Origin of the sequence: Cupriavidus yeoncheonensis (genome assembly GCF_905397275.1) — a bacterium.
Classification (GTDB): Bacteria; Pseudomonadota; Gammaproteobacteria; order Burkholderiales; family Burkholderiaceae; genus Cupriavidus; species Cupriavidus yeoncheonensis.
The window spans coordinates 208,284-232,876 of the sequence record NZ_CAJPUY010000009.1 but is presented as its reverse complement, the minus strand read 5'-3'; the positions used below and the strand labels follow the sequence as shown (position 1 = coordinate 232,876).

General features: G+C 66.3%; 26 protein-coding genes. 13 read left to right on the top strand and 13 right to left on the bottom strand.

Annotation, left to right across the window (positions count from 1 at the left end):
• Nucleotides 1-79 precede the first annotated feature (79 nt).
• From KHO22_RS14650 to KHO22_RS14625, 6 genes are all read left to right on the top strand, one after another.
• The gene (locus tag KHO22_RS14650) at nucleotides 80-901 is read left to right on the top strand and encodes an inositol monophosphatase family protein (protein WP_211947864.1); all 822 of its coding nucleotides are present in this window, start codon (nucleotides 80-82) and stop codon (nucleotides 899-901) included.
• Between the two features lie 155 nt (nucleotides 902-1,056).
• Nucleotides 1,057-1,272: an HP1242/YdcH family protein gene (locus KHO22_RS14645; protein WP_211947863.1), complete on the top strand. Its 216-nt coding sequence runs from the start codon at nucleotides 1,057-1,059 to the stop codon at nucleotides 1,270-1,272.
• Nucleotide 1,273: 1 nt separating this feature from the next.
• Nucleotides 1,274-2,368 (top strand): polyphosphate kinase 2, encoded by a 1,095-nt coding sequence (gene ppk2, locus KHO22_RS14640; RefSeq protein WP_211947862.1) that lies wholly within the window; start codon nucleotides 1,274-1,276, stop codon nucleotides 2,366-2,368.
• A 41-nt stretch (nucleotides 2,369-2,409) separates the two neighbouring features.
• Nucleotides 2,410-2,844 (top strand): universal stress protein, encoded by a 435-nt coding sequence (locus KHO22_RS14635; RefSeq protein ID WP_211947861.1) that lies wholly within the window; start codon nucleotides 2,410-2,412, stop codon nucleotides 2,842-2,844.
• A gap of 330 nt (nucleotides 2,845-3,174) precedes the next feature.
• On the top strand, nucleotides 3,175-5,799 hold the full coding sequence (mutS, locus tag KHO22_RS14630; RefSeq protein WP_420839604.1) for a DNA mismatch repair protein MutS: 2,625 nt from the start codon (nucleotides 3,175-3,177) through the stop codon (nucleotides 5,797-5,799).
• Entirely contained in the window at nucleotides 5,796-6,839 is a 1,044-nt protein-coding gene (locus KHO22_RS14625) for a hypothetical protein (RefSeq protein WP_211947860.1), read from the top strand. The genes mutS and KHO22_RS14625 overlap by 4 nt, the downstream gene beginning before the upstream one ends.
• 71 nt (nucleotides 6,840-6,910) lie before the next feature.
• Here the strand turns inward: KHO22_RS14625 and KHO22_RS14620 are convergent, their stop codons facing one another.
• The gene (locus KHO22_RS14620) at nucleotides 6,911-7,435 is read right to left on the bottom strand and encodes an FKBP-type peptidyl-prolyl cis-trans isomerase (protein ID WP_211947859.1); all 525 of its coding nucleotides are present in this window, start codon (nucleotides 7,433-7,435) and stop codon (nucleotides 6,911-6,913) included.
• Between the two features lie 11 nt (nucleotides 7,436-7,446).
• Here KHO22_RS14620 and KHO22_RS14615 point away from each other — a divergent pair, with 11 nt between their 5' ends.
• The gene (locus KHO22_RS14615) at nucleotides 7,447-8,655 is read left to right on the top strand and encodes a ribosomal protein uL16 3-hydroxylase (RefSeq protein ID WP_211947858.1); all 1,209 of its coding nucleotides are present in this window, start codon (nucleotides 7,447-7,449) and stop codon (nucleotides 8,653-8,655) included.
• A gap of 201 nt (nucleotides 8,656-8,856) precedes the next feature.
• On the top strand, nucleotides 8,857-9,099 hold the full coding sequence (locus KHO22_RS32475; protein WP_230426873.1) for a hypothetical protein: 243 nt from the start codon (nucleotides 8,857-8,859) through the stop codon (nucleotides 9,097-9,099).
• 71 nt (nucleotides 9,100-9,170) lie between these two features.
• Here KHO22_RS32475 and KHO22_RS14610 read toward each other — a convergent pair whose 3' ends face one another.
• From KHO22_RS14610 to KHO22_RS14580, 7 genes are all read right to left on the bottom strand, one after another.
• Nucleotides 9,171-9,956, bottom strand: coding sequence for an MBL fold metallo-hydrolase (locus KHO22_RS14610; RefSeq protein WP_211947857.1), 786 nt, complete (start codon nucleotides 9,954-9,956; stop codon nucleotides 9,171-9,173).
• A 73-nt stretch (nucleotides 9,957-10,029) separates the two neighbouring features.
• Nucleotides 10,030-11,274 (bottom strand): outer membrane protein assembly factor BamC, encoded by a 1,245-nt coding sequence (gene bamC / locus KHO22_RS14605; protein WP_211947856.1) that lies wholly within the window; start codon nucleotides 11,272-11,274, stop codon nucleotides 10,030-10,032.
• A 45-nt stretch (nucleotides 11,275-11,319) separates the two neighbouring features.
• Nucleotides 11,320-12,204: a 4-hydroxy-tetrahydrodipicolinate synthase gene (dapA, locus tag KHO22_RS14600; protein WP_211947855.1), complete on the bottom strand. Its 885-nt coding sequence runs from the start codon at nucleotides 12,202-12,204 to the stop codon at nucleotides 11,320-11,322.
• A gap of 137 nt (nucleotides 12,205-12,341) precedes the next feature.
• Nucleotides 12,342-12,917: a class I SAM-dependent methyltransferase gene (locus KHO22_RS14595; protein ID WP_211947854.1), complete on the bottom strand. Its 576-nt coding sequence runs from the start codon at nucleotides 12,915-12,917 to the stop codon at nucleotides 12,342-12,344.
• Nucleotides 12,918-12,928: 11 nt separating this feature from the next.
• The gene (locus KHO22_RS14590) at nucleotides 12,929-13,594 is read right to left on the bottom strand and encodes a site-2 protease family protein (RefSeq protein ID WP_211947853.1); all 666 of its coding nucleotides are present in this window, start codon (nucleotides 13,592-13,594) and stop codon (nucleotides 12,929-12,931) included.
• 52 nt (nucleotides 13,595-13,646) lie between these two features.
• Nucleotides 13,647-14,270, bottom strand: a complete 624-nt coding sequence (locus KHO22_RS14585) for an L-threonylcarbamoyladenylate synthase (RefSeq protein ID WP_211947852.1) — start codon at nucleotides 14,268-14,270, stop codon at nucleotides 13,647-13,649.
• 85 nt (nucleotides 14,271-14,355) lie between these two features.
• Complete coding sequence (locus KHO22_RS14580) at nucleotides 14,356-15,201, bottom strand: 3',5'-nucleoside bisphosphate phosphatase (RefSeq protein WP_211947851.1); 846 nt, start codon at nucleotides 15,199-15,201, stop codon at nucleotides 14,356-14,358.
• A gap of 151 nt (nucleotides 15,202-15,352) precedes the next feature.
• Here KHO22_RS14580 and KHO22_RS14575 point away from each other — a divergent pair, with 151 nt between their 5' ends.
• A complete protein-coding gene (locus tag KHO22_RS14575; RefSeq protein ID WP_211947850.1) occupies nucleotides 15,353-16,441 on the top strand; it encodes an NAD(P)/FAD-dependent oxidoreductase in 1,089 nt (362 codons plus the stop codon).
• An 11-nt stretch (nucleotides 16,442-16,452) separates the two neighbouring features.
• Here the strand turns inward: KHO22_RS14575 and KHO22_RS14570 are convergent, their stop codons facing one another.
• On the bottom strand, nucleotides 16,453-17,346 hold the full coding sequence (locus tag KHO22_RS14570) for an alpha/beta fold hydrolase (protein ID WP_211947849.1): 894 nt from the start codon (nucleotides 17,344-17,346) through the stop codon (nucleotides 16,453-16,455).
• A 121-nt stretch (nucleotides 17,347-17,467) separates the two neighbouring features.
• Between KHO22_RS14570 and KHO22_RS14565 the strand changes: the two genes are divergently transcribed.
• Nucleotides 17,468-19,198: an acetate--CoA ligase gene (locus KHO22_RS14565; RefSeq protein WP_211947848.1), complete on the top strand. Its 1,731-nt coding sequence runs from the start codon at nucleotides 17,468-17,470 to the stop codon at nucleotides 19,196-19,198.
• Here KHO22_RS14565 and KHO22_RS14560 read toward each other — a convergent pair.
• Nucleotides 19,195-20,058 carry a ferritin-like domain-containing protein gene (locus tag KHO22_RS14560; protein ID WP_211947847.1) on the bottom strand — a complete coding sequence of 288 codons (864 nt, stop codon included), beginning with the start codon at nucleotides 20,056-20,058 and terminating at the stop codon, nucleotides 19,195-19,197. The two genes, KHO22_RS14565 and KHO22_RS14560, sit on opposite strands and share 4 nt — an antisense overlap.
• Nucleotides 20,059-20,218: 160 nt before the next feature.
• Here KHO22_RS14560 and KHO22_RS14555 point away from each other — a divergent pair, with 160 nt between their 5' ends.
• The 3 genes from KHO22_RS14555 to KHO22_RS14545 all read left to right on the top strand — a co-directional run bounded on the left by KHO22_RS14555 (nucleotide 20,219) and on the right by KHO22_RS14545 (nucleotide 22,323).
• On the top strand, nucleotides 20,219-20,743 hold the full coding sequence (locus KHO22_RS14555) for a gamma carbonic anhydrase family protein (RefSeq protein WP_211947846.1): 525 nt from the start codon (nucleotides 20,219-20,221) through the stop codon (nucleotides 20,741-20,743).
• A 42-nt stretch (nucleotides 20,744-20,785) separates the two neighbouring features.
• Nucleotides 20,786-21,787 carry an Hsp33 family molecular chaperone HslO gene (hslO, locus tag KHO22_RS14550; RefSeq protein ID WP_211947845.1) on the top strand — a complete coding sequence of 334 codons (1,002 nt, stop codon included), beginning with the start codon at nucleotides 20,786-20,788 and terminating at the stop codon, nucleotides 21,785-21,787.
• 122 nt (nucleotides 21,788-21,909) lie between these two features.
• Nucleotides 21,910-22,323, top strand: coding sequence for a hypothetical protein (locus KHO22_RS14545; protein ID WP_420839603.1), 414 nt, complete (start codon nucleotides 21,910-21,912; stop codon nucleotides 22,321-22,323).
• 62 nt (nucleotides 22,324-22,385) lie between these two features.
• Here the strand turns inward: KHO22_RS14545 and ftsB are convergent, their stop codons facing one another.
• The 3 genes from ftsB to KHO22_RS14530 all read right to left on the bottom strand — a co-directional run bounded on the left by ftsB (nucleotide 22,386) and on the right by KHO22_RS14530 (nucleotide 24,576).
• Nucleotides 22,386-22,727 (bottom strand): cell division protein FtsB, encoded by a 342-nt coding sequence (gene ftsB, locus KHO22_RS14540; RefSeq protein WP_211947844.1) that lies wholly within the window; start codon nucleotides 22,725-22,727, stop codon nucleotides 22,386-22,388.
• Nucleotides 22,728-22,886: 159 nt separating this feature from the next.
• Nucleotides 22,887-24,176: a phosphopyruvate hydratase gene (eno, locus tag KHO22_RS14535; protein ID WP_211947843.1), complete on the bottom strand. Its 1,290-nt coding sequence runs from the start codon at nucleotides 24,174-24,176 to the stop codon at nucleotides 22,887-22,889.
• A 106-nt stretch (nucleotides 24,177-24,282) separates the two neighbouring features.
• Nucleotides 24,283-24,576, bottom strand: coding sequence for a DUF1330 domain-containing protein (locus KHO22_RS14530; RefSeq protein WP_211947842.1), 294 nt, complete (start codon nucleotides 24,574-24,576; stop codon nucleotides 24,283-24,285).
• Between the last annotated feature and the right edge of the window lie 17 nt (nucleotides 24,577-24,593).

Here is a 24,593-nt window from a genome sequence, read left to right as displayed (position 1 = left end):
TTGTGTTGTCAGCTGCCGGGGGCTCGGTGCGCGAATCTGTTCGCGCCGCCGCGAGGTTCCGGCCGGCCTGGAGAGATTCATGCATCCGATGCTCAATATCGCCATCAAGGCGGCCCGCAAGGCAGGTTCCATCATCAACCGCGCGTCGATCGACGTCGATCTGGTGCGCGTCTCGCGCAAGCAACACAACGATTTCGTGACCGAGGTCGACAAGGCTGCCGAAGCGGCCATCATCGAGATCATCCGCACGGCCTACCCCGAACACGCCATTCTAGCGGAAGAGTCCGGCCAGTCCTGGGCCGAGGGCGAAGACAACCACGAGTACACCTGGGTCATCGATCCGCTCGACGGCACCACCAACTTCATCCACGGCTTCCCTCAGTACGCGGTATCCATTGCCCAGCTGCATCGCGGCGTGCCGACGCAGGCAGTGGTCTATGATCCGACCCGCGACGAGCTGTTCACCGCTTCCAAGGGCGCCGGCGCGTTCCTGAACAACCGCCGCATCCGCGTAACGCGCCGCGACAAGCTGGCCGACTGCCTGATCGGCACCGGCTTCCCGTTCCGCGACCTGGAGGGCGTGGAAGAGTACCTGGAGATCTTCGCGCTGATGACGCGCAGCTGCGCCGGCCTGCGCCGCCCGGGCGCCGCCGCGCTGGATCTGGCCTACGTGGCCTGCGGCCGCCTGGACGGCTTCTTCGAAAGCGGCCTGAAGCCGTGGGATATGGCCGCCGGCATGCTGCTGATCTCCGAATCGGGCGGCCTGGTCGGCAACTATGCCGGCGAAGCGCGCCAGTTGGAGCAAGGCGAAGTCCTGGCAGGCAACCCGAAGGCGTTTGCCCAGATGGTCCGCCTGCTGTCCCCGTACTCGCTCGACAACGCCAGGCCCGCCACGATCTGAGCGCGTTCCGCCTGCCAGACGCCCGCCAGCCCGGCGGGCGTTTTTGTTTTTGCGCCCGGCCGGCAACGTCAGGGCCGCGATGATCCAGGTCAAGACCATCGCCCCCCAGGTTCCTCAGAATAGGCATGTTGATGCACCTTTTTGAGGAGGCCAGTATGTTCCCCGAGTACCGCGACCAGATTTCGCTGCTGAAGACCCAGGACGCCCATTTCGCGCGGCTGTTCACCCGGCACAATCAGCTCGACCAGGAAATCCGCAACATGGAAGCCGGCATCGTGCCCGGCACTCCGCTGGAGATCGAACGCCTCAAGAAGGAAAAGCTCCAGCTCAAGGATCAGCTCTACGCCATCCTGCGCAAGGCGCACGCCTGACATGGCAGGAACCCTCCACAACGACACCTCGCCCGGCGCAGTCCGCGCCGCCGCCCGCGGCGACGTGCTGCCCACCAATACCGCCCGCTCGGCCGAACGCAATGAAGTGAACGATGCCGTCGACGCGGCCGTCCAGCTCGCGGCCAGCAGCCTGCAGGACGTCATGTCCCAGCAGGATAACGACGGCGTGCTCGACGCCATCCGCACCCTGATGGACGGGCTGTCGCCAGACGAGGCCGGGCAGTTGCGCAGCCTGATCCTCGAAGGCGATCCCGGCGCCTGGCAGTCCGGCAGGAAACGGCACCCCGACGAGGAACTCTCGGCCGGCTGGCGCGAAGGTGCCTATCCGTACCAGAACCTGATGTCGCGCCGCAATTACGAGAAGCAGAAGTACCGCCTGCAGGTGGAACTCCTGAAGCTGCAGGCCTGGGTGCGCGAGACCGGCCAGCGCGTGGTGATCGTATTCGAAGGCCGCGACGCGGCCGGCAAGGGCGGCACCATCAAACGCTTCATGGAACACATGAATCCGCGCGGCGCCCGCGTGGTGGCACTCGAGAAGCCGACCGAATCGGAGCGCGGCCAGTGGTACTTCCAGCGCTACGTGCAGCACCTGCCATCGGCCGGCGAAATCGTGCTGTTCGACCGCTCGTGGTACAACCGCGCCGGCGTCGAGCACGTGATGGGCTTCTGCTCGCCGCAGCAGTACCAGGACTTCCTGCAGCAGGCGCCCGAATTCGAGCGCCACCTGGTCCGCAGCGGGATCCACCTGTTCAAGTTCTGGTTCTCGGTCAGCCGGCACGAGCAGCGCCGGCGCTTCAAGGAGCGCGAAGTCCATCCGCTCAAGCAATGGAAGCTGAGTCCGGTCGACATCGCCTCGCTCGACAAGTGGGAAGCCTACACCCGCGCCAAGGAAGCGATGTTCGCGCATACGGACACGGCCGACGCGCCCTGGACGATCATCCGTTCCGACTGCAAGAAGCGGGCACGACTGAACGCGCTGCGCTTCATCCTTTCCCGCTTCCCTTACGCCAACCGCGACACCACCGCGATCGGACAGCCCGATCCGCTGATCGTCGGACGCGCGATCGCCAACTGACCACCCATCCCTCTTACCCTTCCGTCTTTGAAAGGCAATCCATGTTCAAGCACGTCCTGCTCCCGGTTGATGGCTCCGATCTTTCGCACAAGGCAGTTTCCGCCGCCATCGAGTTCGCGCGCGCGACCGGCGCCCGGCTGACGCCCTATATGTGCGTGGAAGAATATCCCTACGTCCTGTCGACCGATTCCAGCCACGAAATGCGGGACGTATTCAAGCAACGTGTCGAGGCTGCCGCCAGGCAGGAACTGTCGCGCGTCGAGGCCGCCGCGGCATTGGCCGGCGTGCCGTGCACCGGCCACGTCTCCACGGCCGCCGCGCCGTTCCGCGGGATCATCAACAGTGCGCAGGATCTCGGCTGCGACGTCATCTTCATGGCCTCGCATGGTCGCAGCGGTATAGCCGGCCTGCTGCTCGGCAGCGAGACACAGAAGGTCCTGACGCACAGCGCGGTCCCCGTGCTCGTGTTCCGCTGATACCGCATCAGCGCCCTTCCCGCCGCCGGTTTCCACGGCGGACTCCGGCATGGCGGCCGCCATGCCGGTCCTCACCACGATTTCCCCGCCTCGCCCACTGCGGCCACAAGCCCGCCTGCGGTAAACTCCCTGCTTTGGCCGCCCGGACACAAACCGGGCCGCATCCGCACGCCGCGGAATCACATGCCGACGAAGAGACGGCAACGACCCGCAACGCTGTGCGCAAGGCGTTGCCCGAGTTGCCGCAAGGCCATGCCAGACAAGGGAATGCAGGAGAAAATCGAAGTGAATCAGGAAGTTGCAAAACCCCTTGCGGAGAAGCACACGCCCATGATGCAGCAATATTTACGCATCAAGGCGGACCATCCGGAAACCCTCCTCTTCTACCGGATGGGCGATTTCTATGAGCTGTTCCACGACGACGCCGAAAAAGCCGCGCGCTTGCTCGACATCACGCTGACCGCGCGTGGCAGCTCGAACGGGGTGCCGATCCGCATGGCCGGGATTCCATTCCACTCCGCGGACCAGTACCTCGCCAAGCTGGTCAAGCTTGGCGAATCCGTGGCGATCTGCGAACAGATCGGCGATCCGGCCGCGAGCAAGGGGCCGGTCGAGCGCAAGGTGGTTCGCATCGTCACGCCGGGCACGCTGACCGATGCCGCGCTGCTGCCGGACAAGATCGATACCTTCCTGATGGCCGTGCACCAGCAGACCACGCGCCGCGGCGTCAGCAAGACGGGCCTGGCCTGGCTCAACCTGGCGAGCGGCGAACTGCGGCTGATGGAATGCGAAGCGGCGCAGCTGGCGCGCGAACTCGAACGCATCCGCCCGGCCGAACTGCTCTATGCGGACGGCATCGAACTGCCGGCCGTTGCGTGCGCGCGCACGCGCCTGCCGGAGTGGCATTTCGACCAGGACGCCGCTACGCGCCGCCTGCTGGAGCAACTTGGCGTGGCCAGCCTGGAACCGTTCGGCTGCGCCGGCCTGGGCGCTGCGATCGGCGCGGCAGGGGCGCTGCTGAACTATGCAGCAACCACGCAAGGCCAGTCGCTGCGACATGTACGCGAAATCAAGGTCGAACGGGAATCGGAATTCGTCGGACTGGACTCCGCCACGCGCCGCAACCTGGAGTTGACCGAAACGTTGCGCGGCGGCGAATCGCCCACGTTGTTCTCGCTGCTCGACACCTGCGCCACCACCATGGGCAGCCGTGCACTGCGTCACTGGCTGCATCATCCGCTGCGCGATCCGGCCCTGCCGCGGGCACGCCAGCAGGCCATCGGCGCACTGATCGACCACGGCATCGAGGACCTGCGCAGCGGGCTGCGCAAGCTGGCCGACGTGGAGCGCATCACCTCGCGCCTGGCGCTGCTGAACGCGCGCCCGCGCGACCTGTCGTCGCTGCGCGATACGCTGCGCGCGCTGCCCCACGTGCGAGCCTGCCTCCCGGCCGAGCCTGACAGCTCGCTGCTGTCGCTGACGCTGGCCGAGCTTGGCGTGCCGCAGGCCTGCCTGGACCTGCTGGTCTCCTCTGTCGCCGAGGAGCCCGCCACGGTCATCCGTGACGGCGGCGTGATCGCGCGCGGTTACGACGCCGAACTGGATGAGCTGCGCGATATCTCGGAAAACTGCGGCCAGTTCCTGGTCGACCTGGAAGCCCGCGAGCGCACGCGCACGGGCATCGCCAACCTGCGCGTGGAATACAACCGCGTGCACGGCTTCTACATCGAAGTCACCAACGGCCAGGCCGACAAGGTGCCGGACGACTACCGCCGGCGGCAGACGCTGAAGAATGCCGAGCGCTACATCACGCCTGAACTGAAGGCCTTCGAGGACAAGGCGCTGTCGGCGCAGGACCGTGCGCTGGCACGCGAGAAGCAGCTCTATGACGGCCTGCTCCAGGCGCTGCTGCCGCATATCGGGGAGCTCCAGCGCGTGGCCGGCGCGCTGGCGCGTCTTGACGTGCTCGCGGCCCTGGCCGAGCGCGCCCAGACGCTGGACTGGTCATGCCCCGAGCGTGTTTCCGAGAACGTGATCGACATCGTGCAGGGCCGCCACCCGGTGGTGGAAGGCCAGCTTGCCGCTGAATCGGTGCCCTTCATCGCCAACGACTGCCAGCTTAACGAGGCGCGCAAGCTCCTGCTGATCACCGGTCCGAACATGGGCGGCAAGTCGACCTTCATGCGCCAGACCGCGCTGATCGTACTGCTCGCCTGCGTGGGTGCCTACGTGCCGGCCCGGCGTGCCGTGATCGGCCCGGTGGACCGGATCTTCACGCGCATCGGCGCGGCAGACGACCTGGCCGGCGGGCGCTCCACGTTCATGGTCGAGATGACCGAGGCGGCAGGCATACTGCACCATGCCACGCCTGCCAGCCTGGTGCTGATGGACGAGATCGGCCGCGGTACCTCGACCTTCGACGGGCTGGCGCTGGCATGGGCCATCGCGCGTCACCTGCTGTCGCACAACCGCAGCCACACACTGTTTGCCACCCACTATTTCGAGCTCACGCAACTGCCGCAGGAATTCCCACAGGCGGCCAACGTGCATCTCTCGGCCGTGGAGCATGGCGACGGTATCGTCTTCCTGCATGCCGTGCAGGACGGCCCGGCCAGCCAGAGCTACGGCCTGCAGGTCGCTCAACTCGCCGGCGTGCCTCAGCCCGTGATCCGCGCGGCGCGCAAGCACCTGGCATGGCTCGAGCAGCAGTCGGCCGAGGCCACGCCTACCCCGCAGCTGGACCTGTTTGCCCCGCCGCCGACTCCGGATATCAGCGACGAGGACGAACACGCCACCGCCGCAACCGGCGTGCGCGCTGGCACGCTGCCACCGGAGCAGGCCGCCGTGCTGGACGCACTCGCAGACCTGGATCCCGACAGCCTCACGCCACGGGCTGCCCTGGACGCGCTCTACCGGCTCAAGATGCTGGCGGACGAGGCTGTCGACGCCGCATGAACGCTTCGGGCAGCCGGCCGCGCGGCCGGCCTTTCGTGCTTGCCGCCTTGCTGCCTTTGCTGACGGCCATGTCGGTGTCCGCCGCGGAACCGGTGCGCCGCGCAGGCAAGCCTGCGCCCCCGCCAGCGACCATCCGCATCGCATTGCTGTCGGACCTGCCGCAATGGCCGGCCGCCGAAGAGCGCGTGGCCACCCTGCTCGACCATCTGGCCGAGCGCAAGCTCGACCTGGTGGTCCACGCGGGCGGCATCAAGGGCGATACGGAGTCATGCGGCGATGCGGTCCTGCAGGCCAGGCAACACCTGCTCGACCAGTCGCCGCTGCCACTGCTGTATGTGCCGGGCGAAACCGACTGGGCGGAATGCCACCAGCCGGTCAATGGCAACTTCGATGCCGTGGAGCGGCTCAACCGCCTGCGCGAATTGTTCTTCCCGGAAGACGCCACGCTCGGCAAGCATCCGCGCCCCGTGGTGCGGCAGTCTGACCAGGCAATGTTCCGCAGCTTCCGCGAAAACGTGCGGCTCAGCTTCGGCAACGTCCTGCTGGTCGGCCTGAACCTTCCCGGCGACAACAACCACTACCGCAGCGAAGGGGGCCGCAACGGCGAGTTCGAGGACCGGCGCGAAGCCAACCACCAGTGGCTGGCGCGCGCGTTTTCGCTCGCGCAGCAGCGCGGCATGACCGGCATCGTCATCATCGCGCATGGCGATCCGCAGTTCGGCAACGGCTGGGAAAAACGCGGCAAGCCGACGTTGCTCGACGGCTTCATGCGCCGCCGCCCGCGTGACGGCTACCTGGAGTTCAAGCGGCAATTGCGCGAACTCGCCGGACGCTACCGCGGGCAGGTGCTGCTCGTTCATGCCGGCAGCAATGGCTTCTACACCGACAAGCCGCTGCGCGACGCGGCAGGCAAGCCGATAGCGAGCTTCATGCGCGTCGCGTTGCCGGCCGGCACGGCAGCACAGTGGACTGAGCTGATCGTGACGCCGCAGGCGTCCTCGCCTTTCGCGGTGGTGCTGAAGGATGGGGTCGGCAGCTAGCCGGCTAGCCTCTCAAATGCAAAAAGAGCCGGAATATCCGGCTCTTTTGCTGAGATCAAGACTGCAAGGCGTCAGTGCAGCGTGCGCGGCGTGTCGTCCTCGTCTTCGTCAACCACTTCGACACCCGAGGCGCCGTGCGCATGGCCATGCTCGATTTCCTCGGCCGTGGCTTCACGCACTTCCGACACCTTCAGCCAGAAGCGCAGCGCCATGCCGGCCAACGGATGGTTGCCGTCGAGCACCACCTTGTCTTCGGCCACGTCGGTCACGGTGTAGATGACGGAGTCTTCGTCATCGCCATCTTCGGGCATGCCTTCGAACTGCATGCCGACTTCGAGCGGCTCGGGGAAACGGTCGCGCGGCTCGACCTTGACGAGGTCGGCGTCATAGTCGCCAAACGCGTCTTCGGGCTCCAGCTGCAACTGGGTTTCGAAGCCAGTGTCGTGGCCGTCGAGTGCTTCCTCGATCTTGGGGAACGTGCCATCATAGCCGCCGTGCAAGTAGACCATGGCCTCATCCGATTCCTCGATCAGATTGCCTTGCGTATCCGACAGCTTGTACATCACGGACACCACCGTGTTCTTAGCGATTTTCAATTCTTGACTCCATGAACGATTCCGCATTATACGCGCACGCTCTACCACCTGGCCCCGTCGATCCGGATGCACCGCTCGGCCTTCTCGGTGGCATGACGCCCGCTGCATTCATGCGTGATATCTGGCAACGCAAACCGCTCCTGATTCGACAGGCGTTTCCTGGAATCGTGCCGCCTGTGTCGCGCGAGGCGCTTTTGTCACTGGCCGACCGGAACGAAGTCGAGTCGCGCCTGGTGACGCACTTTCGCAACAGATGGAAGCTCGAACAAGGTCCCTTTGCCGCCGAAAACCTGCCGTCCCTCAAGGCGAAACAGTGGACCCTGCTGGTGCAGGGTGTCAACCTCCATGACACGGCCGCCGCGGACCTGATGGGCCAGTTCCGCTTCGTGCCCGACGCCCGCCTGGACGACCTGATGATCAGCTACGCCACCGACGGCGGCGGCGTCGGCCCGCACTTTGATTCCTACGACGTGTTCCTGCTGCAGGTTTCGGGCCGGCGCCGCTGGCGCATCTCGTCGCAGACGAAGCTCGACCTGCTGCCGAACCTTCCGCTGAAGATCCTGGCCGACTTCAGCGCCGAAGAGGAATGGGTACTGGAACCCGGCGACATGCTCTACCTGCCGCCGCAGTACGCACACGATGGCACTGCCGAAGGCGAATGCATGACCTGCTCGATCGGCTTCCGCGCCCCCGCCTATCGCGAGCTCGCGGGTCATTTCCTGGCCTGGCTTTCCGAAACGGTGGAAGACAACGAAGACCTCGGCGGCCGCTATGCGGACCCCGGCGAGCGCGCCGCAAAGAATCCCGCGCATTTGCCCGCGGGCATGGCAAAGGCTGTCGCGCAGCGTCTCAAGGCCCTGCAATGGAACAGCGCGATGGTGTCGGAATTCCTCGGCACCTACCTGTCCGAACCCAAGCCTACGGTCGAGTTCGCGGAAGTGCCCGATATCCCGATGCGCCAGTACGCAAAGCTCGCGCGCACGCACGGGGTCGTATTGGCCCCCGGCTCGATTGCTCTCTATGACGGCACGCATTTCTTCCTGAACGGCGAAGCTTATGAGCCGCCGCCCGAACTGGCACGCTGGCTGCACAGGCTGGCCGATTATCGGCAACTCTCCGCTGCGGAAATCAAGGCATGCGCAGAACTGCCTGACCTGCTCGACACGTTCCATCACTGGACGCTGGAGGGCTGGCTGCAGTTGTCACCGGCGGCACTGTAATAATGCGTAACATTGCAATTCCGTAAATTTCGACGCTACACAAGCCGGGAAAACGCGGATATAATCGTCGGCTGGCTAGTACTGTGTACCACTGCATTTTGTCGGCACCGGGAGAGCCTCTATTTTGCAGTTCAAGAGCGATAATTACCGGTAATTATTCATCGCCTGTTTTTTTGGTTATTACAAGTTAAAGGACGAACAATGAAGAAGTCTCTCCTGATCGCATCGCTGCTGGCCGCTGTTGCTCTCGCCGCTTGCGGCAAGAAGGAAGAAGCTGCCGCTCCGGCCGCTGACACCGCCGCTCCGGCTGCTGCTGCCCCCGCCGCTGAAGCTTCGGCTCCCGCCGCTGAAGCCCCGGCCGCTCCGGCTGCAGAAGCATCGGCCCCGGCTGCAGAAGCCTCGGCTGCGGCTGCTGATGCTTCGGCCCCGGCTGCCAAGCAGTAATTGCTTCGTACCAACAAAAAAACCGACCTTCGGGTCGGTTTTTTTGTTTCTGCGCCGCTTGCAGCGGCACCTCATCCGCGGACTGACTGCCAGTCCAGCCCCGCCTCCTGATCCGCCACCAGCACGTCCGACGGCAAGGCGCCGAGTGCCGATGCCAACGCGGCCGTGGCCAGTTCCACCGTATTGTTCTGCTTGCTGAGGTGCGCCGCGACCACGCGGTTCAGTCCGCCATGGGCCACCTGCGCAAGGATGCTGGCTGCGACCTCATTGGCCAGATGACCGAAGTCGCCGCCAATGCGTCGCTTGAGTGAAGCCGGGTAGACCGAATTGCGCAGCATCTCGCGGTCGTGGTTGCATTCGAGCACCAGCGAATCGACACCCGACAGGCGCGCCGTGACATAAGGCGTTTCCATGCCGATATCGGTCAACACACCAAGACGGGCCTCCCCGTCGGACAGGACAAACTGCAAGGGCTCGCGCGCATCGTGTGGCACGGTATAGGGCAACACCTGTAGGCCGCCGATGCTGAAGACATGGTCGGCGGCACAGACACGGACATCGGCCGCGTTGGCGCCCCGCAAATGGCAGGTCGCCAGCCATGTGCCATGACTGGTGTGTACGGTCAGGCCATGACGCGCCGCGAAAGCATAGGCAGAGCCAACATGATCGCCGTGCTCGTGCGTCACCAGCACGGCGTCGAGCTGGTCCGGCGTGACGCCCAGGCGCTCGAGGCGCCTGGCGGTCTCGCGGATGCCGAAGCCGCAGTCCAGCAGGATACGGGTGGTGGTTCCTTCGCGGGATTCGACCAGCAGCGAGTTGCCCTCGCTGCCGCTGCCAAGAAAGGCAAAGCGCATCATGCCTGCGCCCGCCTCATTGCATGCCGTGCAAACCGGGCCGGATGGCCCGTTCGATCCGTCTGCACGCGAGCCGTCAGTGGAGTTGCTCGTCGAGCAGCGAGAGGATGCGCTTGCCGACTTCGCCGTTCTCCGGCTGGCCAGCTTCGTTGAGCACCGTCACGAGCGTGCCCGATCCGGTGCCCTTGAGCGCCACGCGATACTTCTTGGCAGTCTTCGGATCATCCGGCTTGGTGAACAGCTTGGAGAAGAAGCCACGGCTGTCGACGCTGGTACGCGGATCGACATAGCGCACGTAGTACAGGCCCTGGGCGCGGTCGCGGTCTTCCACGGTGAAGTTCACGCGATCGAGCGACAGGCCTACAGCACGCCAGGCACGGTCGAACGGCTCGGGCAACTGCAGCGCCGGAGCGCCGTTGACCTGCGCCAGGTAGGACTTGCCGGCTGCCGAGGAAGCGTCGCCCGCGGCGGCCGCACCAGCTGCCGCCGCGCCGGTGGCTGCTGCGGCGGCGCCCGCCGCTGCGCTGCTGCCAGCCGGCGCCGGGTTCTTTGCCATCTGGTTGGCCTGCTCCTTCTGCACGCCCAGGCGTTGTGCCAGGCGCGAGAGGAATTCGGCTTCCAGTTCCGGATCGGCCGGACGCGGCGTCCAGACCGTGGTCGACTTGTCGACACCGGTCAGCTGCTCCTGCGCGCCGCGATGGCTGATGAAGACCTCGAGCGTGCCGTTCTGCGAGCGCTCGACACGCGTGCGGAACTTGTCGCGCTCCGACGTCGAGTACAGGCCGTCGAACACCTTGCCAATGGTATTGCGGATAATGTCCTGCGGAATCTTGGCGCGGTTCTCCGCCCAGTCGGTTTCCATGATGCCGGTCTCAGGGGAATCCTGGACCAGCAGGAAACCGCTTTCCTGCCAGAAGCCGCGCAGCGACTGCCACAGCTGGTCGGCACGCATGCCGTTGCTGATCACCAGCCAGCGCTGGTTGCCGTCACGCTCCATGCGAACGCCCTGCGCCGAAGGCAGGACGTTTTCGGTCGGCGAGGCTTCGCGGGTCTTGGTCGCCTGGCTGTAGTTCGACAGCGTCGACGTGCCGCTCTGGTCGGGCACGGAGTAGCGGCGATCGCCTTCCAGCTTGGTCAGGTCCGGCGGGATATCCAGTGACGGGGTACGCTTGGAGGCCGACGACTTGTAGTCGATCTTGTCCGGCTGCATCGCTTCATTGATGCTGCTGCAGCCCGTGATCACGCCTGCGGCAAGCACGGGCACAACCAATGCGGCGCGGCGGACTTGCATCGCGCCACGGCGGTTAAGCTTGAGTTTCATTGACACGCAATCCTAGTTGATAGAGCGGCACGGGTGCGCCGGAAATCAGCGCAGCAGGCCGGCGGCGGCCAGTGCCTTGCGCACGGTCTCGTGATTGGACTCGGACAGCGGCGTGAGCGGGAGGCGGATGCCGCCTTCCATCTTGCCCATCTGCTGCAGTGCCCACTTGACCGGAATCGGGTTGGCCTCACAGAACATGGCCTGGTTCAGCTCGATCAGTTCCATGTGCAGGCGGCGCGCGGTGACTACGTCGCCCTTGAGCGCGGCCGCGCACATCTCGTGCATCTTGCGCGGCGCCACGTTGGCCGTGACCGAGATATTGCCCTGACCACCCAGCAGGATCAGCGCCACGGCAGTGGGATCGTCGCCGCTGTAGATCGCAAAACCCTCCGGGGCGTCCTTGATCAGTTGCGCGGCGCGGTCGATGTTGCCGGTCGCTTCCTTCACCCCGACGATGCCAGGCACCTGCGCCAGGCGCAGGATGGTGTCGTTGTTCATGTCCGCGACCGTGCGGCCCGGCACGTTGTACAGCATCACGGGCAGATCCACCGCCTCGGCGATGGTGCGGAAATGCCGGTACATGCCTTCCTGGGTCGGCTTGTTGTAGTACGGCACGACCTGCAGCGAGGCATCGGCACCAACCTTCTTGGCGAAGGCCGTCAGCTCGATGGCTTCATTGGTCGAGTTGCCGCCGGTACCGGCGATGATGGGAATCCGCTTGCCAGCCTGCTCCACCGCCACGCGAATCAGTTCGCAGTGCTCGTCCACCGTGACGGTGGGCGATTCGCCGGTGGTGCCAACGATCACGATGGCATCGGTGCCCTCGGCCACGTGCCAGTCGACGAGGGCCCGCAGTGCCGGATAGTCCAGGCTGCCGTCCTCATGCATCGGGGTGACGATGGCAACAATGCTGCCGGTAATCTGTGTCATAACGTTAGGGAATTCGGGATGCGAATAGCAGGATTGTACCGGAACCGCCGGCCGCTCCGACTTATGTTCCGACAAGGGATTACATCAGGCGTATCAACGTGTGAAGCGCCATTCTCGCGGACAGGTGGAGCGTCACTTCAGGCCGGCAGCCGGTACCGTGGCGGAGCGCTGTCAGCCGCCGTTTTCGGCACCTCGCGTACGGCACACAGGCGTTGCACAAACGCCGTTCTGGGCACTTCAAGCACGCCATCCTCATAGCCGATCACACGCAGGCCATGCATGCGCGCCACTTCCAGCAATTCGCCGGGTTGAAGCAGGAAATCTGGCCGCGAAGGCTTGCCGACGGTCTCGTTTCCGCTGGCAAAGGTCTCATACAGCAGGACTCCGCCGGGTGCGAGCGCGTCGGCCAGATCGGTCCACAGCGGGCGGTGGAGGTAATTGGTGACGATGACGGCATCGAACGGCGCCTCGTCGGCAAGCGGCCATGCGCCCTGCTCGAGGTCTTCCACGCGCCCTGCGACAGGCGCCGGCAGCGCCGCAACGGCTTCGGCATCGCGATCGACACCGACCACCGCATGGCCGCGCCCGGCAAACCAGCGCGCATGCCGGCCACTGCCGCATGCGAGGTCGAGTACCCGGCCAGCCGGGCGCACGAGATGGGCCCAGCGCGTGACCCATTCAGACGGAGCGCCGGTCGGCGCGTGAGCGAGCATGGACGGGCACCCTACTGCAGCAGCATGATGATCGGCCGCAGCATCAGCTCCACCACCGAACTGAGCAGGTTGATCACCGGCCGCATCCAGACCGAGGTGATCACGCCGGCCGCCACCAGGGCCAGGACGACGAAAATGCCGTACGGCTCGATGCGCGACACCGAATAGGCCACGCGCGGCGGCAGCAGCGCGGTCAGCACGCGGCCGCCGTCCAGCGGCGGAATCGGGAACAGGTTGAATGCGGCCACCACCAGGTTGACCAGCACGCCGGCGCGCGCCATTTCACTGAAGAACGGCTCGGACACACGTCCCCAGGCCAGCCCGATCGCGATCAGCGCCCACAGGAAAGCCTGCACGACATTGCTGGCGGGGCCGGCCAGCGCCACCCACATGCCGTGCCAGCGCGGGTTGCGCAGCCGGCTGAAATCGACCGGTACCGGCTTTGCATACCCGAATACGAACTGTCCGCTCGTCAGCAGATACAGCAGCAGCGGCACGGCAATGGTGCCGATCGGATCGATGTGCCGCGCCGGGTTCAGGCTGACGCGTCCCAGCGCATAGGCCGTGGTGTCGCCGAAGTGCTTGGCCACGTAGCCGTGCGACGCCTCGTGCAGCGTGATTGCGAACAGCACCGGCAGGGCATAGACGGCAAAGGTCTGAATGAGGGAGGAATCCATGAGGCTTATTGTACTGGTCAGGCTGGCCGCCGGATCACGCGGCGGCAGGAATTCAGAGACCGAAACGCGCGATATCGCCCCTGCCGGCGCGCACCAGTTCCGGCTCCCCGCCGGTCAGGTCGATCACGGTCGTCGGCTGGGCCGGCGCAGGGCCACCGCAAACCACGAGGTCCAGCAGTTTTTCGAGCCGGGTCCGGATCTCCGACGGATCGTTCATCGGCTCCTCGTCGCCGGGCAGCTGCAGCGTGGCGGTCAGCAGCGGTTCGCCGGCTTCGGCCAGCAGCGCCAGCGGGATGGCGTGATCGGGCACGCGCACGCCGATGGTCTTGCGGGCCGGGTGCGACAGCCGGCGCGGCACTTCCTTGGTCGCCTCGAGGATGAAGACATACGGTCCCGGGGTGGCGCCCTTGATCCAACGGTACTGCCGGTTGTCGACGCGTGCGAAGCTGCCCAGCTCGGACAGGTCGCTGCACATCAGCGTGAGGTGGTGCTTGTCGTCGATGCCGCGCAGCCGGCGCAGGCGCTCCACGGCCGCCTTGTCGTCGAGCTGGCAGCCGAGCGCGTAGCTGGAATCGGTCGGCAGCGCGATCAGCCCGCCCTGGCGGATGATCTGCACGGCCTGCTTGATGAGTCGCGACTGCGGGTTAAGCGGGTGGATCTCGAAGTACTGTGACATGGCCGGGCTCAGGTGCGTACTTGGACAGGATTCGCGGCCGGCGGCCAGGCATCTTCACCCGCGCCAGCCCGGCGGACTGGGCCGGCTACCAGTCGTGCCATACCGGCGTGACCGTGGATGGCAATGGCGGCAGCGCGCCCAGTTCCACGCGCCCCTCGCCGGGGCCATGGAAGTCCGAGCCGCGCGATGCCAGCAGGCCATAATGGCTGGCCACATTGGCGTAGCGCCGGTACTGGTCCGGCGTGTGGCTGCCGGTCACCACCTCGACCGCGCCACCGCCCAGTGCCGTGAACTCGTCGAACAGCGCGTCGTGCTGCGTATCGGTGTAGTTGTAGCGGCCCGGGTGGGCCATCACGGCAATGCCGCCGGCCGCGCGGATCCAGCCAATGGCCTCGGACAGCTTCGCCCAGCGGTGGCCCACGTAGCCCGGCCGCCCCTCGGACAGGTACTGGCTGAAGACGTCGCCGATCGTGGCGCAGTAGCCCTGGTCCACGAGCCAGCGGGCGAAATGCGTTCGCGAGATCAGGTCCGGGTTGCCGACGTGCTTGAGCGCGCCCTGATAGGCGCCCTCGATGCCGACCTTCGCCAGCGCGTCGCCGATGTCACGGGCCCGCCGCGCACGACCCGAGCGCGTCTCGGCGAGGCCATCGATCAGCTCGGGGCAGAACGGGTCGATCCGCAGGCCGACGATATGCACGGTCTGCCCGGCCCACGTCACCGAGATCTCGACGCCCGGGACATAGCGCATGCCCAGGGCCTCGGCCGCGGCACGCGCCTCGGCCTGGCCACCGACCTCATCATGGTCCGTGAGCGACCACAACTGCACGCCGCCGGCATGCGCGCGTTCGGCAACAGCGCGTGGCGACAATATGCCGTCGGACACGGTGGAGTGGCAGTGCAGGTCGGCGTTGAGTGTATGGGGGTCGGGCATGTGCTTATTCTACTCCCGTATGTGCCTTGGGGCTGGCTCGACCCGTGCGCGACGCCGCCACGCAAAGCCCTTGCCGGCAACGCTGGCGTCGGCGGCATGGCGCCGGCGGCGCGGTATAGTCGGGTTTTGGATTCCCCGCCGCACCAAGCCAATGTCCACCGACAACACCACTGCCCAGCCCGGCGCCGCCGACACCACCAGCACTGACGTGCTCATCGTCGGAGCGGGCCCGGTCGGCCTGTTCGCCGCATTCCAGGCCGGCGTGCTGGGCCTGAAATGCGAGCTGATCGACGTACTGGATCGCGCCGGCGGCCAATGCACCGAGCTGTACCCCGAGAAGCCGATCTACGACATCCCTGCCGTGCCCGGCTGTCTGGCCCAGGACCTGGTGGATCGCCTTCTGGAGCAGTGCGCGCCCTTCGCCTTCCCGATGCACTTCAACCTGCGCGCCGAAAGCGTGGCCGAGGTACAGCCCGCGCCGGGCGACGGCCATGCCCGCCTGCTTGTGACGACCGACACCGGCAAGCGCTTCGACGTTGCCGCCGTGCTGGTCTGCGCCGGTGCCGGCGCCTTTGCGCCGCAGCGCGTGTCGCTGCCGGAAGCGCCGGGGCTGGAAGACCGCCATGTGCACTACGCGGTGCGCGATGTGTCGCGCTTCGCAGGCAAGCGCGTGGTCGTCGCGGGCGGCGGCGATTCCGCGCTGGATTGGGCGCTCGCGCTGCGCAAGGTGGCGGCTCGCGTCACCCTGCTGCACCGGCGCGAAGGCTTCCGCGCCGCCGACGGCACCGTGGCCGAGATGCGCGCGGCCGTGGCGGCCGGCGAGATGGATTTCGTCGTCGGCATGCTCGGCGCGCTCAAGACCACGGGCGATGGCAGCGATGCCGCGCTCTCCGAGATCGAGGTCCGCAGCCGCGACCGCGTCCAGACCCTGCCCGTGGACGAACTGGTGGCGCTTTACGGACTGGTCTCGGAACCCGGCCCGATCGCGCAGTGGGACATGGACATGCGCGCCGGCCGCATCCTGGTCGACACCACCACGTACGAAAGCTCGCGGCGCGGCATCTTCGCCGCCGGCGACATCGCCTACTACGCCAACAAGCAGAAGCTGATCCTGTCAGGCTTCCACGAGGCCGCGCTGGCCTTGCGCAAGGCCTATCACTACGCGTTTCCCGAGAAGTCGCTGGTGCACGTGCACACCAGCAACAACGCGGCGCTCAAGGAAAAGCTCACGCACGCCTGAGGCACACGCGTTCAGGCGCAGAACGATTCGATCAGCGCCGCGACCGCAGCGGGCTGGTCATGATGCAGCATGTGGCCCGCATCATCGATCACCGCCTCGCGGAAATCGCGAAACGCGCGGAAGCGCTCGCGGAATTCCTCAAGCGTCTGCTTGTGTGCGATATGGCGCAGCGTCTCCGAGTCGCGGGCTTCCACGTGCAGCACCGGGGCGCTCACCTGCGCCCAGATCGCCATGACCTCATCGAGCCGGTACAGCACCGGATTCACCAGCTTGTGCGCGGGATCACCGAGGATTTCCCAGCGTCCGGCTTGGTTGCGGCGCGACCAGTGCTCGGCGAGGAACGCGGCGCGATCATCCGGCAGGCGCGGATTGGTCTTCTGCAGGCGAGCCGCCACGCCGGCCACTTCGTCGTAGGCGCGCAACTCCGGCCCTTCGCGCAGTTCATCGAGCCAGCGCGCATAGCGTTTCGGCGCCTGCTCGGCGCGTGTCTGCGTCATGCCAAAGCCCTCGAGATCCACCACCCGGCGCACGCGCCCGGGGCGGATGCCGGCGTACAGGCAGGCCACGTTGGCACCCATGCTGTGCCCCACCAGGTCCACCTGCCCTTCGGGCTGGTAGTGGTCGAGCAGTGCTTCCAGGTCGGCAACGTAGTCGGCAAACCAGTATGACTGCGTGCCCGGATAGCGCGTCGGCCAGTCGCTTTCGCCAAAGCCGCGCCAGTCGGGCGCGATCACGTGCCACTCGCGCTCCAGGCAGTCCACCAGGAACTGGAACGATGCCGCCACGTCCATCCAGCCATGCAGCATGAACAGCCTGGGCGCGCCCGGTGTTCCCCATTGGCGCACGTGGTAGCGCAGCCCTCGCAACGTGATAAATTCAGAACGCGAGGTTTCCTTGATTGTCATTTGTCTCCCCTGGTTGCGGACTTTCCCAGCCTGGCCCGGCCCCGGGAGCCGGCGCGGAAGCCCGCTTAGAATCGAACGATCGTTCGCAGAATTATAGCGAGACTGACAAGGAGACAGCAGCATGGCAGCAGCGGCCCTGCCGGCAAGCCGGCGCGACGACTACGAGGAGCTCTACGACACCTTCCGCTGGGCGGTGCCCGCGCACTTCAACCTGGCCGAAGCGTGCTGCGGCCGCTGGGCACGCGACCCGGCAACCGCCGACCGCATCGCGGTCTATACCGAGCATGAAGACGGGCGTCGCGACGCGTTCAGCTTTGCGCATCTCCAGGCGGAAGCCAACCGGCTGTCCGCGGCACTGCGCGCGCTTGGCGTACAGCGCGGCGACCGCGTCGCCATCGTGATGCCGCAGCGCATCGAGACGGCCATCGCCTACATGGCGGTCTCCCAGCTCGGCGCCATCGCCACACCGCTGTCGATGCTGTTCGGGCCGGAGGCGCTCGCTTACCGTATCAGCCATAGCGAATCCGTCGTGGCGATCGCGGACGAGACCTCGATCGACAACGTGCTCGCCGCGCGACCGGAATGCCCGACCCTCGCCACCGTGATCGCCGCCGGCGATGCGCGCGGCCGTGGCGACCACGACTGGGACGTCCTGCTGGCCGCGCAGCTGCCGGCCTTCACGGCCGAGCAGACCAAGGCCGACGAAGCCGCCGTGCTGATCTACACCAGCGGCACCACGGGTCCGCCCAAAGGCGCACTGATCCCGCACCGGGCGCTGATCGGCAACCTCCCTGGCTTTGTCTGCTCGCAGAACTGGTATCCGCACGGCGATGACGTGTTCTGGAGCCCCGCCGACTGGGCCTGGACCGGCGGACTATGGGATGCACTGATGCCGGCGCTCTACTTCGGCAAGCCGATCGTAGGCTACCAGGGACGGTTCTCGGCCGAGCGCGCATTCGAGCTACTGGAACGCTACGGCGTCACCAACACCTTCCTTTTTCCCACGGCGCTGAAGCAGATGATGAAGGCCTGCCCCGAGCCGCGGCAGCGCTACACACTGAAGCTGCGCGCACTGATGAGCGCCGGCGAAGCCGTCGGCGAAACCGTCTTCACCTGGTGCCGCGATGCCATGGGCGTGGTCGTCAACGAGATGTTCGGCCAGACCGAGATCAACTATATCGTCGGCAACTGCACGGCACAGCATGACGACGCGTGCCTGGGCTGGCCGGCGCGGCCGGGTTCGATGGGCCGGCCCTACCCCGGCCATCGCGTCCAGGTCATCGATGACGAAGGCCGGCCGTGCGCGCCCGGCGAGGGCGGCGAGATCGCGGTCTGCGCCACCGACATCCACGGCCATGGCGACCCGGTCTTCTTCCTCGGCTACTGGAAGAACGAAGCCGCCACGGCCGCGAGATACGTGGAGCGCGACGGCCTGCGCTGGTGCCGCACCGGCGACCTGGCCCGCATCGATGCCGACGGCTACCTCTGGTACCAGGGCCGTGCCGACGATGTGTTCAAGTCGTCGGGCTACCGCATCGGTCCGAGCGAAATCGAGAACTGTCTGCTCAAGCATCCGGCCGTGTCCAACTGCGCGGTGGTGCCCTCGCCGGACACCGAGCGCGGCGCGGTGGTCAAGGCCTTCATCGTGTTGACGCCTTCGGTGGCGCGCTCATTCGACAGCGACGCCGCGCTGGTGACCGCGCTGCAGGAGCACGTACGCGGCCAGCTCGCGCCTTACGAGTACCCGAAGAAGATCGAGTTCATCGACCAGTTGCCGATGACGACTACCGGGAAGGTCCAGCGGCGGGTGCTCAGGCTGCTGGAGCAGGAGCGTGCGGGCGGCAAGCGCTAACCCGCCGAGGCCTCCAGCCACGCCAGCTCGTCCTCGTCGAAGCCGGCGGCGCGGCGCGCATCGAGGTTGAACGGCCCGCGCAGCTTCGGCGCGCGGTGCTGGTGCGCCAGCGCGGCATAGGTCGATACGGGATCCAGCCCGCGCTGCGCGCACAGCCATCGGTACCAATGGTTGCCGATGGCCACGTGCCCCACTTCATCGCGCAGGATGATGTCGATGATGGCAGCGGCCGCGTGGTCACCGGCCCCCGCCAGCTTCGCGCGCACCGGGGGCGAGGCATCGAGCCCGCGCGCCTCCAGCGTGCGCGGCACCAGCGCCATGCGCGCCAGCACGTCGCCCGCGGTGCGGTCGCACATCTCCCACAGGCTGTTGTGGGCGGGAAAATCGCCGTAGCCAAAGCCAAGCGTGCCGAGATGATCGGCCAGCAGCGTGAAATGGAACGCCTCCTCGTCGGCCACGCGCAGCCAGTCGCGATAGTAGTCCGCCGGCATGCCGGCGAAGCGCCACACGGCGTCCAGCGCGAGGTTGATGGCGTTGAACTCGATATGGCACAGCGCGTGGATCAGGGCGGCGCGGCCGGCATCGGTATGCAGGGAGCGACGACGCTCGACCTGTTGCGGCGGCACCAGTTCCGGCCGCGGCGGGCGGCCGGGGATAGACAGTGCGGGCAGCGCCGCATCGACCTCAATGTGGTCTTCCGTGCCCAGACGGCCGCGGTCGGCCTCCGCGAGGTCACGGAAAAGCGCGCGCGCGGCATCGGCCTTGTCCCGCGCATCGGTGAGGCAAAGCACGTCAAGCGCCTGCCGGCGCAACGTTTGTGGAGAATCAGGCAAACGGGCGGCGGGTGAAATCTCTGGCATGGGCGTAAAATCCGGTCTGCCGCCATTGTAGAGCCACGCCGGGCGTGCCCGGCCCCGCGTGCGGCGTGCCGGCGCACCTGGCCGACCGCACCGCAACTCCCCGGCGCTCTTTAAAGACGCGCGGCAATCCCCAGATAACTACTTTCGTGCAGGAGATTCCATGGCGCTGTACCAGCTCGGCGAACTCGTTCCCAATATCGACCCGGACGCTTATGTGGCCCCGGAAGCCACCGTCATCGGCAACGTGACCATGAAGTCGCGCGCCAGCGCATGGCCGGGCGTCGTGATCCGGGGCGACAACGAACCGATCGTGGTGGGCGTGGACACCAATATCCAGGAAGGCTCCGTGCTGCACGTCGACCCGGGCTGCCCGCTGACGCTGGGCGACAAGGTCTCGATTGGCCACCAGGCCATGCTGCACGGCTGCACCGTCGGCGAAGGCTCGCTGATCGGCATCCAGGCCGTAGTGCTGAACCGCGCGGTGATCGGCAAGGAATGCCTGGTTGGCGCAGGTGCCGTGGTGACCGAGGGCAAGGTTTTTCCGGATCGCTCGCTGATCCTTGGCGCGCCGGCCAAGGTGGTGCGCGAACTGACCGACCAGGACGTGGCCAATCTCTATCGCAATGCCGAGACCTATGCCACGCGCCAGGCCATGTACAAGCAACAGCTCAAGCGGATCGACTGACACGCGCCGCGGCCGCTACAACCGATTGACAGACAGATTATTGTGACCGATACGACCACTACCGACACCCTGCAGAAATTCCTGTTCGACGCGGCCCCCGTGCGCGGCGAACTGGTCCGCATGGAAGCCACCTGGCGCGAAGTGCTGAGCCGCCACGCCTATCCCGAGCCCGTGCGGCGCGTGCTGGGCGAGATGATGGCTGCCGCCGCGCTGCTGTCGGCCAACCTCAAGTTCAACGGTGCGCTCGTGATGCAGCTGCATGGCGACGGCCCGGTGCGCATGCTGGTGGTGGAGTGCCTGTCCGACCTGTCGATGCGCGCGACGGCCAAGCTGGCCGAAGACGCGCGGATCACCGACGACGCCACGCTGACCGAACTTGTGAACGTCCACGGCCACGGCCGCTTTGCCATCACGCTCGACCCGAAGGACAAGCTGCCGGGCCAGCAGCCCTATCAGGGCATTGTGCCGCTGGCTGACGCCCATGGCCCGCTGGCCAGCATGAGCGCCGTGCTGGAGCACTACATGCAGGCCTCCGAGCAGCTCGACACTCGCCTGTGGCTGGCCGCCGATGACCATGCCGCGGCCGGCATGCTGCTGCAGAAGCTGCCGTCCTACGGCGGCACGCAGGTAGTCGGCGAGACCGGCTCTGCGCTTGCCGGGCACGGCCGTGCCCAGGATCTGGACACCTGGGACCGCGCCTGCCAGCTCGGCAACACGCTGAAGGCGCAAGAGCTGCTGGCCGAAACGCCGGACACGCTGCTGCGCCGCCTGTTCTGGGAAGACCTGCAGGCGACCGGCCTGCGCGTCTTCGATCCGCTCACCCCGCACTTCCAGTGCTCGTGCTCGCGCAACAAGGTGGCGGGCATGCTGCACTCGCTGGGACAGGAAGAGATCGACGGCATCGTGTCCGAGCGCGGGAATGTGGAAATCCACTGCGATTTCTGCGGCCAGCGCTACGAATTCGACGCCGTGGACTGCGCCCAGCTGTTCACACCGTCGCATGTCGCCACCGGCGCGGGCGAAGGCGCGCATCACCATCACTGATCCGGGACCGGCCCGCAGGGCCGGTGATACGGCGGGTATGTCGGGTGCGAACCACCCTGCGGGGCGCAAGTCCAACAGCTAAGCTGTTATCGATGGCGCCGGCTCCGACAAGCTGGCGCCCGATGTTCCCGCCAGTCCTCGCCGCCATGCCCGTTGCCCGCGTCCTCCGCTCCCCGCCTGTCCTGCCAGCCTTGCTGGCTGCCGCGCTGCTGGCCGGCGGCTGTGCCGCTCCGGTGCCGCGCGATCTCAACGGTACCCCCGCCACTGCCCGCCTGGCCCCCGATGCGGCTTCCAACGCGCCGCTCAGCGGCGAACGGATGCAGCAACTGGATGCCCTGAACCAGCAGATCCTGCGCGACCAGGAGGTGGCCATCGGCCGCCAGCAGGCCGCCGAGGCAGCCTACCGCGCGGCGTACGCCTATCCGAATACGAGCTGGAACCTGTTCTATGGAGGCTGGGGCGGCGGCCACTGGGGTGGTGGCGTGAGCGTCAGTTCGCCCGGCTACTGGGGCGGCTACCCGTACTACGGGTGGTAATACTGGCGGTACACATGGCAAGGCCGCCCGCAATGGGGCTGCCAACAGGCGTGATCAGGCGCTCAGTGGCGGCCGGTAGCGGCGGCCGAATTCGGCGGTGGCGGCAGCGGCGGCGTGGCACTGACCTTGGGCGCCGGCGCGACGAACTGTACGAACACCTCGCCGTCCTTCACCATGCCCAGTTCATAGCGGGCACGCTCCTCGATGGCGCCGGTGCCGTCTTGCAGGTCCTTCACTTCCCCTTCCAGCTTGGCATTGCGCAACTTCAGCGTCTGGTTGCGGGTGGCCTGCTCCTGCACCTGCCGGTTGAGTTCCCAGACTCGCAGCCAGCCGCCCTTGCCGAGCCAGAGCGGATACTGGATGGCAAGCAGCAGTACGAACAACAGCAAAGAAATCAGGCGCATGAGGCGTGGCGGACGAAAATTTCCGCACAATGATGTGCGAACTCGGGCCGGAAGGCAATGCCGGCCAGATTTCGATACAAATCCGGATACAAAAACGGCGGCGGCACGGATAGAGTCCGTGCCGCCGCCGTCAGGCGCGCATCAGGCGCCCGCCTGGGTTCAGCGCAGGTTGTAGAACGCGCTCTTGCCCGGGTAGCTGGCGATATCGCCGAGGTCTTCCTCGATGCGCAGCAGCTGGTTGTACTTCGAGATACGGTCCGAACGCGACAGCGAACCGGTCTTGATCTGGCCGGCGTTGGTGCCCACCGCGATGTCGGCGATGGTGCTGTCTTCGGTTTCGCCCGAACGGTGCGAGATCACGGCGGTGTAGCCGGCGCGCTTGGCCATCTCGATGGCGGCGAAGGTCTCGGTCAGCGTGCCGATCTGGTTGATCTTGATGAGGATCGAGTTGCCGATGCCCTTCTCGATGCCTTCCTTCAGGATCTTGGTGTTGGTCACGAACAGGTCGTCACCCACCAGCTGAACGCGCGTGCCCAGCTTCTCGGTCAACGTCTTCCAGCCGTCCCAGTCGCCTTCGGCCATGCCATCCTCGATCGACACGATCGGGAACTTGTCGCACAGGTTGGCCAGGTAGTCGGCGAACTGCGTCGACGACAGCTTCAGGCCTTCGCCTTCGAGCTGGTACACGTCTTCGGCTTCGTGGTAGAACTCGCTGGCGGCGCAGTCCAGCGCCAGCAGCACGTCTTCGCCCATGCGGTAGCCGGCCTTCTCGACGGCCTGGACGATGGTGTTCAGGCACTCCTCGTTGGACGAGAAGTTCGGGGCGAAGCCGCCCTCGTCGCCCACGGCGGTGGACATGCCCTTGTCGGCCAGGATCTTCTTCAGCGCGTGGAAGACCTCGGCGCCGCAGCGCAGGGCTTCACGGAAGCTGGTCGCCGACACCGGCATGATCATGAATTCCTGGATGTCCAGGCTGTTGTTGGCGTGCGCGCCGCCGTTGACGATGTTCATCATCGGCACCGGCATCTGCATCGCGCCCGAACCGCCGAAATAGCGGTACAGCGGCAGGCCGGCTTCTTCAGCAGCGGCCTTGGCCACGGCCATCGACACGGCCAGCATGGCGTTGGCGCCCAGGCGGCTCTTGTTCTCGGTGCCGTCCAGGTCGATCAGGGTGCGATCCAGGAAGGCCTGCTCGGAAGCGTCCAGGCCCATGATGGCTTCGGAGATCTCGGTGTTGATGTGCTCGACCGCCTTCAGCACGCCCTTGCCCAGGTAGCGGCTCTTGTCGCCGTCGCGCAGCTCGATGGCTTCGCGCGAACCGGTCGACGCGCCCGACGGCACTGCCGCGCGGCCCATCACGCCGGATTCCAGCAGCACGTCGCATTCGACGGTGGGATTGCCACGCGAGTCGAGAACCTCGCGACCGATGATATCTACGATTGCACTCATGAATTCCTCTCTGACTGTTGATTCTTGCTGCTGCTGATTACTGCAACCTGCTCGTGTGTCAGGGCGATGTCACGCGCCCGGAAAAGGCAAAAAAGGGCTTGCCGGCTCAGGCCGCGCCCTCCACCACGATCATGTTCATGCGCGCCGCGTGTTCGCGTGCCTTGCGGGCAGCGCGGTAGGCCTCCCCGTCATGGAAGGCCCTGGCGGCTTCGAAGCTCGGAAATTTCAGCACGACGACGCGGGTCGGCGCCCACTCCCCTTCAAGGTTCTCGGCCTTGCCGCCGCGCACCAGCACTTCCGCGCCATGGATCTGCATGGCCTTGCTGGAGAGCACCTTGTATTCCTCGTACTGCTGGGGATCGGTCACGTCGACGTACGCGATGATATAGCCCGCGGCCATGCTGTATCTCCGGATGT

What these genes read in the sequence shown, in the direction of transcription:
- KHO22_RS14650 (WP_211947864.1), top strand. Translation starts at nt 80, where the DNA reads ATGCATCCGATGCTCAATATCGCCATCAAGGCGGCCCGCAAGGCAGGT.
- KHO22_RS14645 (WP_211947863.1), top strand. Translation starts at nt 1,057, where the DNA reads ATGTTCCCCGAGTACCGCGACCAGATTTCGCTGCTGAAGACCCAGGAC.
- ppk2 (WP_211947862.1), top strand. Translation starts at nt 1,274, where the DNA reads ATGGCAGGAACCCTCCACAACGACACCTCGCCCGGCGCAGTCCGCGCC.
- KHO22_RS14635 (WP_211947861.1), top strand. Translation starts at nt 2,410, where the DNA reads ATGTTCAAGCACGTCCTGCTCCCGGTTGATGGCTCCGATCTTTCGCAC.
- mutS (WP_420839604.1), top strand. Translation starts at nt 3,175, where the DNA reads ATGATGCAGCAATATTTACGCATCAAGGCGGACCATCCGGAAACCCTC.
- KHO22_RS14625 (WP_211947860.1), top strand. Translation starts at nt 5,796, where the DNA reads ATGAACGCTTCGGGCAGCCGGCCGCGCGGCCGGCCTTTCGTGCTTGCC.
- KHO22_RS14615 (WP_211947858.1), top strand. Translation starts at nt 7,447, where the DNA reads ATGAACGATTCCGCATTATACGCGCACGCTCTACCACCTGGCCCCGTC.
- KHO22_RS32475 (WP_230426873.1), top strand. Translation starts at nt 8,857, where the DNA reads ATGAAGAAGTCTCTCCTGATCGCATCGCTGCTGGCCGCTGTTGCTCTC.
- KHO22_RS14610 (WP_211947857.1), bottom strand. Translation starts at nt 9,956, where the DNA reads ATGATGCGCTTTGCCTTTCTTGGCAGCGGCAGCGAGGGCAACTCGCTG.
- bamC (WP_211947856.1), bottom strand. Translation starts at nt 11,274, where the DNA reads ATGAAACTCAAGCTTAACCGCCGTGGCGCGATGCAAGTCCGCCGCGCC.
- dapA (WP_211947855.1), bottom strand. Translation starts at nt 12,204, where the DNA reads ATGACACAGATTACCGGCAGCATTGTTGCCATCGTCACCCCGATGCAT.
- KHO22_RS14595 (WP_211947854.1), bottom strand. Translation starts at nt 12,917, where the DNA reads ATGCTCGCTCACGCGCCGACCGGCGCTCCGTCTGAATGGGTCACGCGC.
- KHO22_RS14590 (WP_211947853.1), bottom strand. Translation starts at nt 13,594, where the DNA reads ATGGATTCCTCCCTCATTCAGACCTTTGCCGTCTATGCCCTGCCGGTG.
- KHO22_RS14585 (WP_211947852.1), bottom strand. Translation starts at nt 14,270, where the DNA reads ATGTCACAGTACTTCGAGATCCACCCGCTTAACCCGCAGTCGCGACTC.
- KHO22_RS14580 (WP_211947851.1), bottom strand. Translation starts at nt 15,201, where the DNA reads ATGCCCGACCCCCATACACTCAACGCCGACCTGCACTGCCACTCCACC.
- KHO22_RS14575 (WP_211947850.1), top strand. Translation starts at nt 15,353, where the DNA reads ATGTCCACCGACAACACCACTGCCCAGCCCGGCGCCGCCGACACCACC.
- KHO22_RS14570 (WP_211947849.1), bottom strand. Translation starts at nt 17,346, where the DNA reads ATGACAATCAAGGAAACCTCGCGTTCTGAATTTATCACGTTGCGAGGG.
- KHO22_RS14565 (WP_211947848.1), top strand. Translation starts at nt 17,468, where the DNA reads ATGGCAGCAGCGGCCCTGCCGGCAAGCCGGCGCGACGACTACGAGGAG.
- KHO22_RS14560 (WP_211947847.1), bottom strand. Translation starts at nt 20,058, where the DNA reads ATGCCAGAGATTTCACCCGCCGCCCGTTTGCCTGATTCTCCACAAACG.
- KHO22_RS14555 (WP_211947846.1), top strand. Translation starts at nt 20,219, where the DNA reads ATGGCGCTGTACCAGCTCGGCGAACTCGTTCCCAATATCGACCCGGAC.
- KHO22_RS14545 (WP_420839603.1), top strand. Translation starts at nt 21,910, where the DNA reads ATGTTCCCGCCAGTCCTCGCCGCCATGCCCGTTGCCCGCGTCCTCCGC.
- ftsB (WP_211947844.1), bottom strand. Translation starts at nt 22,727, where the DNA reads ATGCGCCTGATTTCTTTGCTGTTGTTCGTACTGCTGCTTGCCATCCAG.
- eno (WP_211947843.1), bottom strand. Translation starts at nt 24,176, where the DNA reads ATGAGTGCAATCGTAGATATCATCGGTCGCGAGGTTCTCGACTCGCGT.
- KHO22_RS14530 (WP_211947842.1), bottom strand. Translation starts at nt 24,576, where the DNA reads ATGGCCGCGGGCTATATCATCGCGTACGTCGACGTGACCGATCCCCAG.